Origin of the sequence: Klebsiella oxytoca, assembly GCF_009707385.1 — a bacterium.
Classification (GTDB): Bacteria; Pseudomonadota; Gammaproteobacteria; order Enterobacterales; family Enterobacteriaceae; genus Klebsiella; species Klebsiella oxytoca_C.
The window spans coordinates 863,873-878,634 of record NZ_CP046115.1 but is presented as its reverse complement, the minus strand read 5'-3'; the positions used below and the strand labels follow the sequence as shown (position 1 = coordinate 878,634).

Genomic DNA, 14,762 nt, shown 5'->3' with positions numbered 1-14,762 from the left:
GTAAGTTAGGCTCTGACCGTTTGCAAGCCGCTGCCACACGATGACGGAACAACAAATACAACGTATGAAAAAACGTATTCCCAGCCTCCTGGCCACCATGATTGCCAGCGCCTTGTATAGCCAGCAAGGCCTTGCTGCCGATCTCGCCACTCAGTGTATGCTTGGCGTCCCAAGCTACAATCGTCCTTTGGTTGAGGGGAAACCCAACGACCTGCCGGTGACGATCGATGCCGATCATGCAAAAGGCAACTACCCTGACAACGCCGTCTTTACCGGCAACGTTGATATCAATCAGGGGAACAGCCGACTGCAGGCCGACGAGGTGCAGCTTCACCAGCAGCAGGCCGCAGGCCAGCCGCAGCCGGTGCGCACGGTTGATGCCCTCGGCAACGTGCACTATGACGACAATCAGGTGATCCTCAAAGGGCCAAAAGCCTGGACCAATCTGAACACCAAAGACACCAACGTCTGGCAGGGCGATTATCAAATGGTTGGCCGTCAGGGACGCGGTACCGCGGATCTGATGAAACAGCGCGGCGAAAATCGCTATACCATTCTGGAAAACGGTACCTTTACCTCCTGTCTGCCTGGCTCTGATACCTGGAGCGTGGTCGGCAGCGAAGTTATCCACGACCGCGAAGAACAGGTCGCCGAAATCTGGAACGCGCGCTTCAAGCTCGGCTCCGTACCGATTTTTTATAGTCCCTACCTGCAACTGCCGGTGGGCGACAAGCGTCGTTCAGGCTTCCTGATCCCGAATGCGAAGTACAGCACCAAAAACGGCGCAGAATTCTATCTTCCTTATTACTGGAATATCGCGCCTAACTTTGATGCCACTATCACCCCGCACTATATGAGCAAGCGCGGCGGCGTGATGTGGGAAAATGAATTCCGCTATCTGACCCGAGCCGGAGCCGGCTTATTCGAGTTCGATTACCTGCCGTCGGATAAAATTTATCAGGACGATCACTCCGGCGACAGCAACAGCCGCCGCTGGCTGTTCTACTGGAACCATTCCGGCGTCATCGATCAGGTATGGCGCCTGAGCGCCGACTACACCAAAGTCAGCGACCCGGATTACTTTAACGATTTCAGTTCCAAATACGGTTCCAGTACCGACGGCTACGCCACGCAGAAACTCAGCGCGGGCTATGCGAATCAGAACTTTGACGCCACCGTATCGACTAAGCAGTTCCAGGTCTTTAACCGCGACTCAAGCAACGCCTATTCCGCCGAGCCGCAGCTGGACGTGAACTACTACCAGAACGATGTCGGCCCGTTCGATACCCATTTTTATGGCCAGGCGGTGCATTTTGTTAACTCGAACAGCAGAATGCCGGAAGCGACCCGTCTTCATTTCGAGCCGACTATCAACCTGCCGCTGTCTAACGGCTGGGGAAGCATCAATACCGAGGCAAAACTGCTGGCAACCCATTACCAGCAAAGCAACCTTGATAACTACAACGCGGCTAACAGTACCGACTATAAAGACTCGGTTAACCGCGTAATGCCGCAGTTTAAAGTCGATGGCAAAATGGTTTTCGAGCGCGATATGCAGGAGAACTTTACCCAGACGCTTGAACCGCGTATGCAGTATCTGTATATCCCGTATCGTGACCAGAGCAAAATCGGCAGCTACGACTCAACGCTGCTGCAGTCGGACTACAGCGGCCTGTTCCGCGATCGTGCCTACAGCGGCCTCGACCGCATTGCCTCTGCCAACCAGGTATCTACCGGCGTCACATCTCGTGTTTATGATGCCGCCGCCGTTGAACGTTTTAATATTTCCGTTGGTCAAATCTACTATTTCACCGAGTCGCGTACCGGTGACGACAACATCAACTGGGAGAACAACGACACGCGGGGCTCGCTGGTATGGGCTGGCGATACCTACTGGCGAATCACCGATAACTGGGGTTTACGCGGGGGAATTCAGTACGATACGCGTCTGGATAACGTTGCAACCAGCAGCGGAACCGTGGAATATCGTCGCGATGAAAACCGTTTAGTACAGCTTAACTACCGCTATGCGAGCCCGGAATACATTCAGGCAACTCTGCCGTCTTATTCCAACGCTAAGCAGTATAAAGATGGTATTTCGCAGGTAGGGATGACTGCCAGCTGGCCAATCGTCGATCGTTGGGCAGTCGTCGGGGCATATTACTACGACACGAATACCAGAAAGTCAGCGAACCAGATGTTAGGGGTGCAGTATAGCTCCTGCTGTTACGCCATCCGCGTCGGCTATGAACGTAAGATCAACGGCTGGGATAACGGCAACAGCGAAAGCAAATACGACAACACCTTCGGCTTTAACATTGAGCTGCGCGGCCTGAGCTCCAATTACGGTCTCGGCACCCAGCAGATGCTGCGTTCGAACATTTTACCGTACCAGAGCTCCCTGTGATGTGGCTGGTTTAAAACGTAATCCGCAATTGCGGTTAATTGAAATGGAAAAAGTATGAAGAACTGGAAAACGCTGCTTCTCGGTATCGCCATGATCGCGAATACCAGTTTCGCTGCCCCACAGGTTGTCGATAAAGTAGCGGCTGTCGTCAATAATGGCGTTGTTCTGGAAAGCGACGTCAATGGCTTGATGCAATCGGTAAAACTTAACGCCGGCCAGGCCGGGCAGCAGCTGCCGGATGACGCAACTCTGCGTCATCAGATCCTTGAGCGTCTGATCATGGATCAGATAGTCCTGCAGATGGGCCAGAAAATGGGCGTGAAGATCTCCGACGATCAGCTCGACCAGGCTATTGCCAATATCGCCAGACAAAACAACATGACCATGGATCAGATGCGCAGCCGTCTGGCCTATGACGGTATTAACTACAACACCTACCGCAATCAGATCCGCAAAGAGATGCTGATTTCGGAAGTGCGTAATAATGAAGTTCGTCGCCGTATCACCGTTCTGCCGCAGGAAGTTGAAACGCTGGCAAAACAGATTGGCGATCAGAACGACGCCAGCACCGAGCTAAACCTCAGCCATATTCTGATCCCGCTGCCGGAAAACCCAACTTCAGAGCAAGTTGCCGAAGCTCAGGACCAGGCGAACTCTGTGGTTGAGCAGGCGCGCAGCGGCGCGGACTTCGGCAAACTGGCGATTACCTACTCTGCCGACCAGCAGGCGCTGAAAGGCGGCCAGATGGGCTGGGGCCGAATTCAGGAACTGCCGGGTATTTTCGCCCAGGCGCTGAGCACGGCGAAAAAAGGCGATGTGGTGGGACCGATTCGTTCCGGCGTTGGCTTCCATATCCTGAAAATTAACGATATGCGCGGCGGCAGTCAGAATATCTCCGTAACCGAAGTTCACGCTCGCCACATCCTGCTGAAACCGTCGCCGATTATGAACGACGCGCAGGCTCGGGCGAAGCTGGAGCAGATCGCGGCTGACATTAAGAGCGGCAAAACCACCTTCGCTAAAGCGGCGAAAGAGTTCTCTGAAGATCCGGGCTCTGCTAACCAGGGCGGCGATTTAGGCTGGGCGACGCCGGATATCTTCGATCCGGCATTCCGCGACGCGATCCTGCGCCTTAACAAAGGCCAGACCAGCGCCCCGGTTCACTCATCCTTCGGCTGGCACCTGATTGAACTGCTGGATACCCGCAACGTCGACAGAACCGACGCGGCGCAGAAAGATCGCGCTTACCGCATGCTGATGAACCGTAAATTCTCTGAAGAAACGGCGGTCTGGATGCAGGAGCAGCGCGCCAGCGCCTACGTTAAGGTGCTGAGCAACTAATCGCATAAGCCTCATACACAACATCACTCAGGGTGTATCGAGGCGGCTTAGCGAATCGCCCCGGTCTGTGACTGGGGCGACGAAGCGCAGCCAGTAAGAGAGCGCCTGAAGGATGAAGTGTATGAATCGCGTTGTTATCACTCCCGGTGAACCCGCCGGGATTGGCCCCGACCTCGTGGTGCAGCTTGCGCAGCGCGACTGGCCGGTAGAGCTGGTCATTTGCGCCGATGGCGCTCTGTTAACCGACCGGGCAAAGCTGCTCGGTCTTCCTTTATCGCTTCTGCCTTACGATCCTACCGGTCCCGCTACCCCGCAGCGCGCAGGCACCCTGACGCTTCTTCCCGTCGCTCTCAATGCGCCGGTTGAGCCAGGCGTGCTCAACGTCAGCAACGGCGGCTACGTGGTGGAGACGCTGGCCCGCGCCTGCGATGGCTGTCTGAACGGCGAATTCGCCGCCCTCATTACCGGGCCGGTGCACAAGGGTATTATCAACGACGCCGGGATTGCCTTTACCGGCCATACCGAGTTTTTCGAAGAGCGTTCGCAGGCCAGTAAAGTCGTTATGATGCTGGCGACTGAAGAGCTGCGCGTGGCGCTGGTAACGACCCACCTGCCATTAAAAGCGATAAGCGATGCGATTACGCCCGAGCTGCTGCGGGAAATCATCACCATCCTGCACCATGACCTTCGCACCAAATTTGGTATCAATGACCCGCACGTACTGGTTTGCGGCCTGAATCCGCACGCGGGTGAAGGCGGCCATATGGGTACCGAAGAGATCGATACCATTATTCCGGTACTGGAAGAGATGCGCGCAAAGGGCATGAATCTTAGCGGCCCGCTTCCGGCAGACACCCTGTTTCAGCCAAAATATCTCGACCATGCCGACGCCGTGCTCGCGATGTATCACGATCAGGGCCTGCCCGTGCTAAAATACCAGGGCTTTGGCCGCGGCGTGAATATTACGCTCGGTTTACCATTTATTCGCACTTCCGTTGACCACGGTACCGCGCTTGAACTTGCGGGCCAGGGGAAAGCGGAAGTCGGCAGTTTTATCACGGCGCTTAATCTCGCCATCAAAATGATTGTTAATACTCAATGAATAATAGAGTCCATCAGGGCCACTTAGCCCGTAAACGTTTCGGGCAAAACTTTCTTAACGATCGGTTTGTGATCGACAGCATTGTCTCGGCCATCAATCCACAAAAAGGCCAGGCGATGGTTGAAATCGGCCCGGGCCTCGCCGCGCTGACCGAACCGGTTGGTGAACGCCTCGACCAGCTGACGGTTATCGAGCTGGATCGTGACCTGGCCGCCCGTCTGCAAACGCATCCGTTCCTCGGACCTAAGCTGACGATTTATCAGCAGGATGCGATGACCATGAATTTCGGCGAGCTGTCGCAGAATCTGGGTCAGCCGCTGCGCGTGTTCGGCAACCTGCCGTACAACATCTCGACCCCGCTGATGTTCCATCTGTTCAGCTATACTGATGCCATTGCCGACATGCACTTCATGCTGCAGAAAGAGGTGGTCAATCGTCTGGTTGCCGGGCCGAACAGTAAGGCGTATGGTCGACTAAGCGTAATGGCGCAGTACTACTGCCAGATTATCCCGGTACTTGAAGTCCCGCCGAGCGCCTTTACGCCACCACCTAAAGTTGATTCCGCCGTCGTGCGCCTGGTGCCTCACCGCACGCTGCCGCATCCGGTAAAAGAAGTGCGCGTACTGAGCCGGATCACCACCGAAGCGTTTAACCAGCGTCGGAAAACAATCCGCAATAGTCTCGGCAATCTGTTCAGCGTTGAGGTGTTGACCGAACTGGGTATCGACCCGGCAAAACGCGCAGAGAATATTTCCGTGGCGCAATACTGTCAGCTAGCTAACTGGTTATCTGAGAACGCGCCCACCAAGGAGAGCTAACCATGATTAATTCGCCCCGAGTTTGTGTACAGGTGCAAAGCGTCTATATCGAATCGCAATCTTCTCCGGAAGAGGAGCGCTACGTCTTCGCTTATACCGTCACTATTCGCAATCTGGGGCGGATTCAGGTTCAGCTTCTTGGTCGCTACTGGCTTATCACCAACGGTCACGGTCGTGAGACCGAAGTTCAGGGTGAAGGCGTGGTCGGCGAGCAGCCGCATATTCCAGCCGGCGGCGAATATCAATATACCAGCGGCGCGGTGATTGAAACGCCGCTGGGCACCATGCAGGGTCATTATGAAATGATCGATGTGAACGGCGTGCCGTTCTCCATCGAAATCCCTGTTTTCCGTCTCGCAGTACCAACTCTCATCCATTAAAACAATGTCTACATACCTTATTGGCGATGTTCACGGTTGCTACGATGAACTGATCGCATTATTAGAACAGGTGGAGTTTAACCCTGAGGTTGATACGCTGTGGTTAACGGGCGATCTGGTCGCACGCGGGCCCGGTTCGCTCGAAGTACTGCGTTTCGTGAAACAGCTTGGCGATAGCGTACGTATCGTGCTGGGCAATCACGACTTACACCTGCTGGCGGTGTTTGCGGGCATTAGCCGCAACAAACCAAAAGATCGTCTGAAATCGCTGCTTGAAGCGTCGGATGCCGACGATCTGCTCAACTGGCTGCGTCGTCAGCCCTTGATGCAAGTTGATGAAGAGAAGAAGCTGGTCATGGCCCATGCCGGGATTACCCCGCAGTGGGATCTGGAAACCGCTAAACAGTGCGCCCGCGACGTTGAAGCCGTACTCGCCAGCGATTCCTACCCGTTCTTCCTCGACGCAATGTATGGCGATATGCCGAACAACTGGAGCAATGAGCTCAGCGGCCTGGCGCGCCTGCGCTTTATCTCCAACGCCTTTACCCGCATGCGCTACTGTTTCCCGAACGGGCAGCTGGATATGTATGCCAAAGAGTCGCCGGAAAACGCGCCCGCGCCGCTCAAGCCGTGGTTCGCCATTCCCGGCCCGGTGGCCAGCGAGTACAGTATTGCCTTTGGTCATTGGGCTTCACTGGAAGGAAAAGGTACGCCAGAAGGCATTTACGCGCTGGATACCGGCTGCTGCTGGGGCGGCGATCTCACCTGTCTGCGCTGGGAAGATAAAACCTGGTTTACGCAGCCGTCAAACCGGCAGGCAAATCTTGATGAAGGCGAGGCGACCGCCTCCTGAGAAAAGTAGCCCCGGTGAGTATCAGCCACCGGGGAATATCTTAGCGGCGCTCCAGAATCTCAAAGCAGTAGCTATGGGAATTCTGCGCATCGGCGTCGTGAAACTCGCTGAATACCGACTCCCACTCATCCGGATCGTAATCCGGGAAATGAGTATCGCCCTCCACTTCCGCATCAATATGCGTCAGATAGAGCTTATGCGCTTTCGGCAGGAACTGTTCATATACGCGACCGCCGCCGATCACCATCATCTCTTCCACGTCGCCGCAGGCGGCAATGGCTTCATCGACGGATTTGACCCACTGCACGCGATCGTCAGTCCCGGGCTGGCTGCTAATAACGATATTTTTACGTCCCGGTAACGGACGACCGATGGACTCCCAGGTAAGGCGGCCCATCACTACCGGTTTGTTTAAGGTATTGCGCTTAAACCAGGCGAGATCGGCAGGCAGGCTCCATGGCATGGCGTTTTCCATACCAATGACGCGATCTACCGCTAACGCCGCAATCAGACTGATCATTGAATAATTCCCAAATGCAAAAATTGCCGCCACTATACGGAAAGCGTAATACTTCGTCGACTGGGCGAAGAGTAAAGAATCGGAAAATTTTAAGATCTGCTGACGGGCCCACGTAAGCTCCGTGAGCCGCCAGCAGAGGATTTAAATTGAAAACAAAATGTTACTTGTAAACCTAACTTAACACTCTGAGTTTACCTCATGCCGAGGGTTTATTTTGCGGCTCATCGGCCAGGTCGCCGGTATGCCTTCCCTCTTCCGTTCCTTGCCAGCCGTGACGCTGAACCAACGACAGATGATTGCGGTCTTCATTGATAATGCCGGTCAGCATATCGCTGGTGCGTTTGAATACCGCCACCCGGGAAGCCGCGTCGTTTTCCACCATCGCCACCATCTCTTCGACCATTTGCAGGTTGAAGCGACGGAACAGATCAGCACGCTCGCGCGCTTCGTACGCTCCCAGCCCCAGCGCCTCCAGCGTCATACGCCCGGACTTCAGCGCCGCTTCAAAGGTTTCACGCTCCGGCGCGTCTACCCCGGCCTGGCGCAGCTTGATGTAATGATCGACATCGCGAGCGCGGGAGATGATCTGCAGATGCGGGAAATGCTCTTTCGCCAGTTCCGCCAGCTGCAGGTTAGTCTGCGGATCGTCGATAGCGTTAATCAACACTTCCGCTTTTTCCGCCCCCGCCGACTCAAGCAGGTCCACCCGCGTCGCATCGCCGTAGAACACCTTCATATCAAACTTACGCAGGGTATCGACGTGGTCCGGATCGTGATCGAGAATCACCATCTTCACGCCGCTGGAGAGCAGTACGCGGCCGGCAATCTGCCCATAACGACCGAAGCCGGCGATAATCACCCGCGGCTGCTCTTCATCAATTTCATCCGCTTCGCGTTCCTGACCGCTGGCGGATTTCTCCAGGCGGGTCAGCAGCACCAGCAGGATTGGCGTTGCCGCCATCGATAGGGCCACCGCCAGGGTCAACGCCTTCGCCCACTCGCTATCCAGGACATCGGCCATCTGTGCCGCGCCGAAGACCACAAAGGCAAATTCACTCCCCTGCCCCAGCAGCACCGCAAACCAGCGGCGCTGGGCGCGCGGCACGCCCAAAGGTCTGGCGATCAGCCACAGCATCAGGGATTTAATCACCAGGAATCCCACCAGCAAAATCAGGATCCGCAGCGGATGGGTCACCAGGGTACCGAAGTCGATAGACATCCCGACGCCGATAAAAAACAGCCCCAACAACAACCCCTTAAACGGTTCAATATCGCTTTCCAGCGCGTGACGGTACTCCGAGCTCGCCAGCAGCACCCCGGCCAGGAATGCTCCCATCGCCATCGATAGCCCCACCTCTTCCAGCAGCAGTCCGAAGCCAAATACCAGGAACAGGGCCACGGCGCTGAACACTTCGCGCAGGCCAGAGCGCGCGACAAAACGCAGCATTGGTCGGGTCAGATAGCGTCCGAGAGCCACCACCAGCGCCAGCGCGCCGGCGACTTTCAGCGCCGAGAGCGCAAACGCCCCCAGCGTCGTCGATCCGCCGCTCGCCGCCAGCAGCGGGATCATCGCCACCAGTGGAATCGCCGCGATATCCTGAAACAGCAGCACCGCAAAGGCGCTTCGGCCCAACTGGGTTACCGTCAGGTTACGCTCGTTCATCGCCTGCATGGCAATCGCCGTTGAGGAGAGCGCCAGCGTCATGCCAATTAACTCAGCAACCTGCCAGCGCAGGCCAAGCAACATGCAGAACAGGCCGATCAGCACGCCGCAGACCACCATCTGCAGCGCTCCGCCGCCGAACACCGAGGCGCGCAGTTTCCACAGACGCTGGGGATCCAGCTCGAGGCCGATAACAAAAAGCATCAGCACCACGCCAATTTCCGCAAAGTGCAAAATTGCTTCGGCGTCGGTGACCAACCTCAGCCCCCACGGGCCAATAATACAGCCGGCAATTAAATAGCCGAGCACCGACCCCAGGCCAAGACGCACGGCAATCGGCACGATCAGCGCGGCTGATCCTAAATAAATGAGCGCCTGTATCAGCGTATGACTATCCATTATTGTGCGCCTCCTGCCATTCAATTAAGCGTTGCCGGTAGCGGCGCGCCTGCGCCTGAAGGGTTTCGTCATCGCAAATAAAGGTGCAATGCATCGCGAACGGCGGCAGCCATTTCATGCCGCAGTACAGGCCGGTCGCCTGCAGCGGCTGTGCCAGAACGTCAAAGCCGGGGAAAGAACCAATATCAAAGTGGCTTTCTCCACCGCCGGTGGTCACCGCCCACATCAGCGATTTACCGCGTAGCGCGATACCGTTATGCCCGTACGCCCAACCGTGCGAAAGCACCTTATCCATCCATAGCTTCAGCAACGGCGGCACGCTGTACCACTGCATCGGATGCTGCCAGATAACCAGATCGGCACGGGCCAGCGCAGCCTGCTCGGCGGCGATATCAATATTAAAATCGGGGTAAAGTTGATAGAGGGAGCGTATCTCTACGCCATCAAGCGTCCCTGCCTGCTCAAGCATCCGCTTATTCGCATGCGAGTGCTGCGGATAAGGGTGCGCATAAATTATGAGGATCATTGATTAGCCTGCGTTAGCTCTTGTTGTAATCAGCAAGAGTGTAGACAGTTAATTGAATCGCTTACAATGATATGTGTGATTTATCTCTCATTCAGGGTGTGGATCGGCAAGACAGGCGTGACCCCGCGGTACGGGGCCATGAATAACGCTTAGTTATCCAGCTCGTCCATAGACTTCACCTGATCACGATTGATCTGCTCGGTACGGCCGGTTTCCGCGTTTTTGTAGGACACCAGACCGGTGTCGTCATCCACCTGCGGTTTGCCATCGGTGACAATAGTTTTGCCGTCGGTCGTTTTTAGCGACTGATTAGATGAACAGCCGGCCACGGTGAAAAGTGCGGCAGCGGCAAAAATAGCAGCGGTGAGTGGCTTATAGTGCATGATGTTTCTCTCCCGTTATTCAGTCATATTCATTATCACCCTAACCACTTTAGGCTAGCTGACTGACTGGGGAGAGAAAACCAGAACTCTCTGAAGTGGTCTGTTAGCGCCGAGCCCCCTGTTTTTGTTCGAAGTTCACCGCCGCGCCGATCAGGTTAGCCTCGTTGCGGTACTGGCAGAACACCACGTGCGGTAGAAATTCCGTTAACGCTTTTTCATTTGCCAGTTCAGCCAGGCGTTGCTTAATGCCGCTTAAAATCTTATCGCTGGCGGAGATGCCGCCGCCGATAATCAGACAGTCAGGGTCGTAGCACACCTGCAAATTGAGTAAGCCTACCGCCATCCAGTGATAAAACAGCGCCACTTCCTGACGGGCAATATCGTCGCCTTCCTCCGCCAGGCGAAAAACGTCCGCGCCCGAGACCGAATCTGCTGCCAGAGACATTCGCCGCGCATAGCGTCGCGCCATCGCCACGGCGGTCGCCAGCTCGCTAAAGGTTTGTCCGTCGTGAAGCGTCATCAGACCAAACTCCCCGGCATAGCGGTGGCTGCCACGTCGCAGGACTTTGTTTTCAACAATGGCGCCACCCACGCCGGAACCAACGATCACAAACAGCACATGTTGATAGTCGCGGCCTGCGCCCAGCGCCGCTTCAGCGATGCCGGCGGAATTGGCGTCGTTCTCAATGCATACCGGGAGCGCGAACAATGCCGTCAGCTCATCGACAATGGCAAAGTGATGGATATAAGGAATAGCGCTCAGTCCGCCAATAATCCCGCGCCGATCATCAACGCTTCCCGGCGCGCTGACGGAGACCCCCTCAATATCATAGCGCTGCTGAAACTGCTGGCAGATGTTCAGCAGCAACGTCTTCATTTCGGGCCAGCTGGCTGGCGTCTTGATGGCCGCAGTATCGGTTAACGCGCCCTGCTGCCAGATACCGTACTTAATCGCGCTGCCGCCCCAGTCAAATAACAGAATTGCCATACATCCATCCCTGATTGCATTTGTGAAAGTGAGAGATTAATGCCAGCAAGCATAGTCACTTTTATTCAGCCAAAAATTATCGCAACGCAAAAAAAAGCGCCGCCGGTGCTGAACACCGGAGGCGCTTTATCCGCAGATGAAATTACTTTTTAATCTGCGCGTGCATTTCCTGCACCGACGTCACTTTCTCCATCGCGTTGGCATTCAGCGCCATTGCGGTAGCGAAACCGCCGTTCAGCGTGGTGTCGTAGTGCACCTTATACTGCAGGGCGCTACGGCGAATCAGCTTGGAGTCTTCAATCGCCTGACGGCCTGCGGTAGTGTTGATGATGTAGGTATATTCACCATTCTTGATACGATCCTGAATGTGCGGACGGCCTTCATGCACTTTGTTCACCAGACGCGGATTGATACCGGCTTCGCCCAGCACAATCGCGGTACCGTGGGTGGCATCCAGCTCGAAGCCGAACTTCAGCAGTTTTGCCGCCAGATCCACCACGCGCTCTTTGTCGCCTTCGCGTACGGAGAGCAGCGCGCGTCCCTGTTTCTTCATCGTCGAGTTGCTGCCCAGCTGCGCCTTGGCGAACGCCTCCGCGAAGGTGCGGCCCACGCCCATGACTTCACCGGTAGAGCGCATTTCTGGCCCTAACAGCGGGTCAACGCCCGGGAATTTGTTAAACGGCAGCACCACCTCTTTCACCGAGTAGTACGGCGGGATGATCTCTTTAGTGACGCCCTGCTGAGCCAGCGTTTTGCCTGCCATCACGCGCGCCGCGACTTTCGCCAGCGGTACGCCGGTGGCTTTCGACACGAACGGTACGGTACGCGCCGCGCGCGGGTTAACTTCAATCAGGTAGACTTCGTTGTTTTTGACCGCGAACTGCACGTTCATCAGGCCGCGTACCTGCAGCTCAAAGGCCAGCTTCTGCACCTGCTCACGCATCACATCCTGAATTTCCTGGCTCAGGGTGTAGGCCGGCAGCGAACACGCGGAGTCACCTGAGTGCACGCCCGCCTGCTCAATGTGCTCCATAATGCCGCCAATCAGCACCATTTCACCGTCGCAGATGGCATCGACGTCGACTTCAACCGCATCGTCAAGGAAGCGGTCCAGCAGCACCGGCGCATCGTTGGAGACGCTGACAGCGGTCTGGAAGTAGCGACGCAGGTCGATTTCGTCGTAGACGATTTCCATCGCCCGGCCGCCGAGAACGTAGGACGGGCGCACCACCAGCGGGTAGCCAATCTCTTTCGCCTTCTCCACCGCTTGTTCAATGGCGGTGACGGTGGCGTTTGCAGGCTGCTTCAGCTTCAGGCGGTCAACCGCGTGCTGGAAGCGCTCACGGTCTTCCGCGCGGTCGATAGCGTCCGGGCTGGTACCGATAACCGGTACGCCTGCCGCTTCCAGCGCGCGCGCCAGCTTCAGCGGCGTCTGGCCGCCGTACTGCACGATAACGCCTTTCGGCTTCTCGATGCGCACGATTTCCAGCACGTCTTCCAGGGTCACCGGCTCGAAATAGAGACGGTCGGAGGTGTCGTAGTCAGTAGAGACGGTTTCCGGGTTACAGTTGACCATAATGGTCTCGTAGCCGTCTTCGCGCAGCGCCAGGGAGGCGTGTACGCAGCAGTAGTCGAATTCGATGCCCTGGCCGATACGGTTCGGGCCGCCGCCGAGCACCATGATTTTGTCGCGGTCAACGGACGGATTGGCTTCGCACTCATCTTCATATGTGGAGTACATATAGGCGGTGTCGGTAGCAAATTCCGCCGCGCAGGTATCCACGCGCTTGTAGACCGGGTGCAGGTCATACTGGTCGCGCAGCTTGCGGATTTCCGCTTCGCGGACGCCCGCCAGCTTCGCCAGACGCGCATCGGCAAAGCCTTTACGCTTGAGCTGACGCAGGAAGTCGGCATCGAGGCCGGTAATTCCCACTTCGGTCACTTTCTCTTCCAGACGCACCAGCTCTTCAATCTGTACCAGGAACCAGCGGTCGATATTGGTCAGGTTGAAGACGCCGTCAACGGACAGACCGGCGCGGAAAGCGTCAGCGATGTACCAGATACGCTCCGCGCCAGCGTCTTTAAGCTCGCGGCGGATTTTAGTCAGCGCTTCCGGGTCATCCAGGCTCACTTTCGGGTCGAAACCGGTGGCGCCCACTTCCAGGCCGCGCAGGGCTTTCTGCAGGGACTCCTGCTGGGTACGACCAATCGCCATCACTTCACCCACTGATTTCATCTGGGTGGTCAGGCGGTCGTTAGCGCCAACGAATTTCTCGAAGTTAAAGCGTGGAATTTTGGTGACTACGTAGTCGATGGACGGCTCGAACGACGCCGGAGTACGGCCGCCGGTGATATCGTTCATCAGCTCGTCGAGGGTGTAGCCTACCGCCAGCTTGGCGGCAACTTTGGCGATCGGGAAGCCGGTGGCTTTCGAGGCCAGCGCCGATGAACGCGATACGCGTGGGTTCATTTCGATAACGATCAGGCGACCATCTTTCGGGTTCACCGAGAACTGGACGTTGGAACCGCCGGTTTCCACACCGATTTCACGCAGTACCGCCATCGAGGCGTTACGCATGATTTGGTACTCTTTATCGGTCAGGGTCTGCGCCGGCGCGACGGTGATAGAGTCGCCGGTATGAATGCCCATGGCGTCGAAGTTTTCGATAGAGCAGACGATGATGCAGTTGTCGTTTTTATCACGCACCACTTCCATCTCGTACTCTTTCCAGCCGATCAGTGATTCATCAATCAGCAGTTCGTTGGTTGGCGACAGATCCAGGCCGCGCTCGCAGATTTCTTCAAACTCTTCGCGGTTGTAGGCGATACCGCCGCCGGTGCCGCCCATGGTAAAGGATGGACGGATGATGCACGGGAAGCCAACTTCAGCGGCAACCGCCAGCGCTTCTTCCATGGTATGTGCGATCCCGGAGCGCGCGGTATCGAGGCCGATTTTCTTCATCGCCACATCGAAGCGACGACGGTCTTCCGCTTTATCAATCGCATCGGCGGTGGCGCCAATCATGGTCACGCCGAATTCGGCCAGCACGCCCTGACGCTCCAGCTCCAGCGCGCAGTTCAGCGCCGTCTGGCCGCCCATGGTCGGCAGAACCGCATCCGGGCGCTCTTTCTCAATGATCTTGCGCACCACTTCCCAGTGAATCGGCTCGATGTAGGTGGCATCGGCCATTTCCGGGTCGGTCATGATAGTGGCCGGGTTGGAGTTCACCAGAATGACGCGGTAGCCCTCTTCACGCAGCGCTTTACACGCCTGAGCGCCAGAGTAGTCAAACTCGCACGCCTGACCGATAACAATCGGGCCCGCGCCCAGAATCAGGATACTTTTTATATCTGTACGTTTTGGCATTGCTCTTTTACTCCT

Annotated in this window: 12 protein-coding genes; 6 read left to right on the top strand and 6 right to left on the bottom strand. The window is 56.3% G+C overall.

Features of this window, described 5'->3' with window-relative positions; translation table 11 throughout:
• Nucleotides 1-64: 64 nt before the first annotated feature.
• From lptD to apaH, 6 genes are all read left to right on the top strand, one after another.
• Nucleotides 65-2,407 carry an LPS assembly protein LptD gene (gene lptD / locus GJ746_RS04160; RefSeq protein ID WP_154679058.1) on the top strand — a complete coding sequence of 781 codons (2,343 nt, stop codon included), beginning with the start codon at nucleotides 65-67 and terminating at the stop codon, nucleotides 2,405-2,407.
• Nucleotides 2,408-2,461: 54 nt separating this feature from the next.
• Nucleotides 2,462-3,748: a peptidylprolyl isomerase SurA gene (surA, locus tag GJ746_RS04155; RefSeq protein ID WP_154679057.1), complete on the top strand. Its 1,287-nt coding sequence runs from the start codon at nucleotides 2,462-2,464 to the stop codon at nucleotides 3,746-3,748.
• Nucleotides 3,749-3,860: 112 nt separating this feature from the next.
• Nucleotides 3,861-4,850 (top strand): 4-hydroxythreonine-4-phosphate dehydrogenase PdxA, encoded by a 990-nt coding sequence (gene pdxA / locus GJ746_RS04150; protein WP_195908796.1) that lies wholly within the window; start codon nucleotides 3,861-3,863, stop codon nucleotides 4,848-4,850.
• Nucleotides 4,847-5,668, top strand: coding sequence for a 16S rRNA (adenine(1518)-N(6)/adenine(1519)-N(6))-dimethyltransferase RsmA (gene rsmA / locus GJ746_RS04145; RefSeq protein ID WP_154679055.1), 822 nt, complete (start codon nucleotides 4,847-4,849; stop codon nucleotides 5,666-5,668). The genes pdxA and rsmA overlap by 4 nt, the downstream gene beginning before the upstream one ends.
• Nucleotides 5,669-5,670: 2 nt before the next feature.
• On the top strand, nucleotides 5,671-6,048 hold the full coding sequence (gene apaG, locus GJ746_RS04140; RefSeq protein WP_154679054.1) for a Co2+/Mg2+ efflux protein ApaG: 378 nt from the start codon (nucleotides 5,671-5,673) through the stop codon (nucleotides 6,046-6,048).
• Nucleotides 6,049-6,052: 4 nt separating this feature from the next.
• A complete protein-coding gene (gene apaH / locus GJ746_RS04135; RefSeq protein ID WP_154679053.1) occupies nucleotides 6,053-6,901 on the top strand; it encodes a bis(5'-nucleosyl)-tetraphosphatase (symmetrical) ApaH in 849 nt (282 codons plus the stop codon).
• A 40-nt stretch (nucleotides 6,902-6,941) separates the two neighbouring features.
• Here apaH and folA read toward each other — a convergent pair whose 3' ends face one another.
• From folA to carB, 6 genes are all read right to left on the bottom strand, one after another.
• Complete coding sequence (gene folA, locus GJ746_RS04130; protein WP_154679052.1) at nucleotides 6,942-7,421, bottom strand: type 3 dihydrofolate reductase; 480 nt, start codon at nucleotides 7,419-7,421, stop codon at nucleotides 6,942-6,944.
• A gap of 196 nt (nucleotides 7,422-7,617) precedes the next feature.
• A complete protein-coding gene (gene kefC / locus GJ746_RS04125) occupies nucleotides 7,618-9,483 on the bottom strand; it encodes a glutathione-regulated potassium-efflux system protein KefC (RefSeq protein ID WP_154679051.1) in 1,866 nt (621 codons plus the stop codon).
• Nucleotides 9,476-10,009, bottom strand: coding sequence for a glutathione-regulated potassium-efflux system oxidoreductase KefF (gene kefF / locus GJ746_RS04120; RefSeq protein ID WP_154679050.1), 534 nt, complete (start codon nucleotides 10,007-10,009; stop codon nucleotides 9,476-9,478). Before kefF ends, kefC begins: the two co-directional genes overlap by 8 nt.
• 149 nt (nucleotides 10,010-10,158) lie before the next feature.
• Entirely contained in the window at nucleotides 10,159-10,392 is a 234-nt protein-coding gene (locus GJ746_RS04115; RefSeq protein WP_154679049.1) for a YgdI/YgdR family lipoprotein, read from the bottom strand.
• A 103-nt stretch (nucleotides 10,393-10,495) separates the two neighbouring features.
• Entirely contained in the window at nucleotides 10,496-11,380 is an 885-nt protein-coding gene (locus GJ746_RS04110) for an ROK family protein (RefSeq protein ID WP_154679048.1), read from the bottom strand.
• A 142-nt stretch (nucleotides 11,381-11,522) separates the two neighbouring features.
• Nucleotides 11,523-14,747 carry a carbamoyl-phosphate synthase large subunit gene (carB, locus tag GJ746_RS04105; RefSeq protein WP_154679047.1) on the bottom strand — a complete coding sequence of 1,075 codons (3,225 nt, stop codon included), beginning with the start codon at nucleotides 14,745-14,747 and terminating at the stop codon, nucleotides 11,523-11,525.
• Nucleotides 14,748-14,762: the final 15 nt, after the last annotated feature.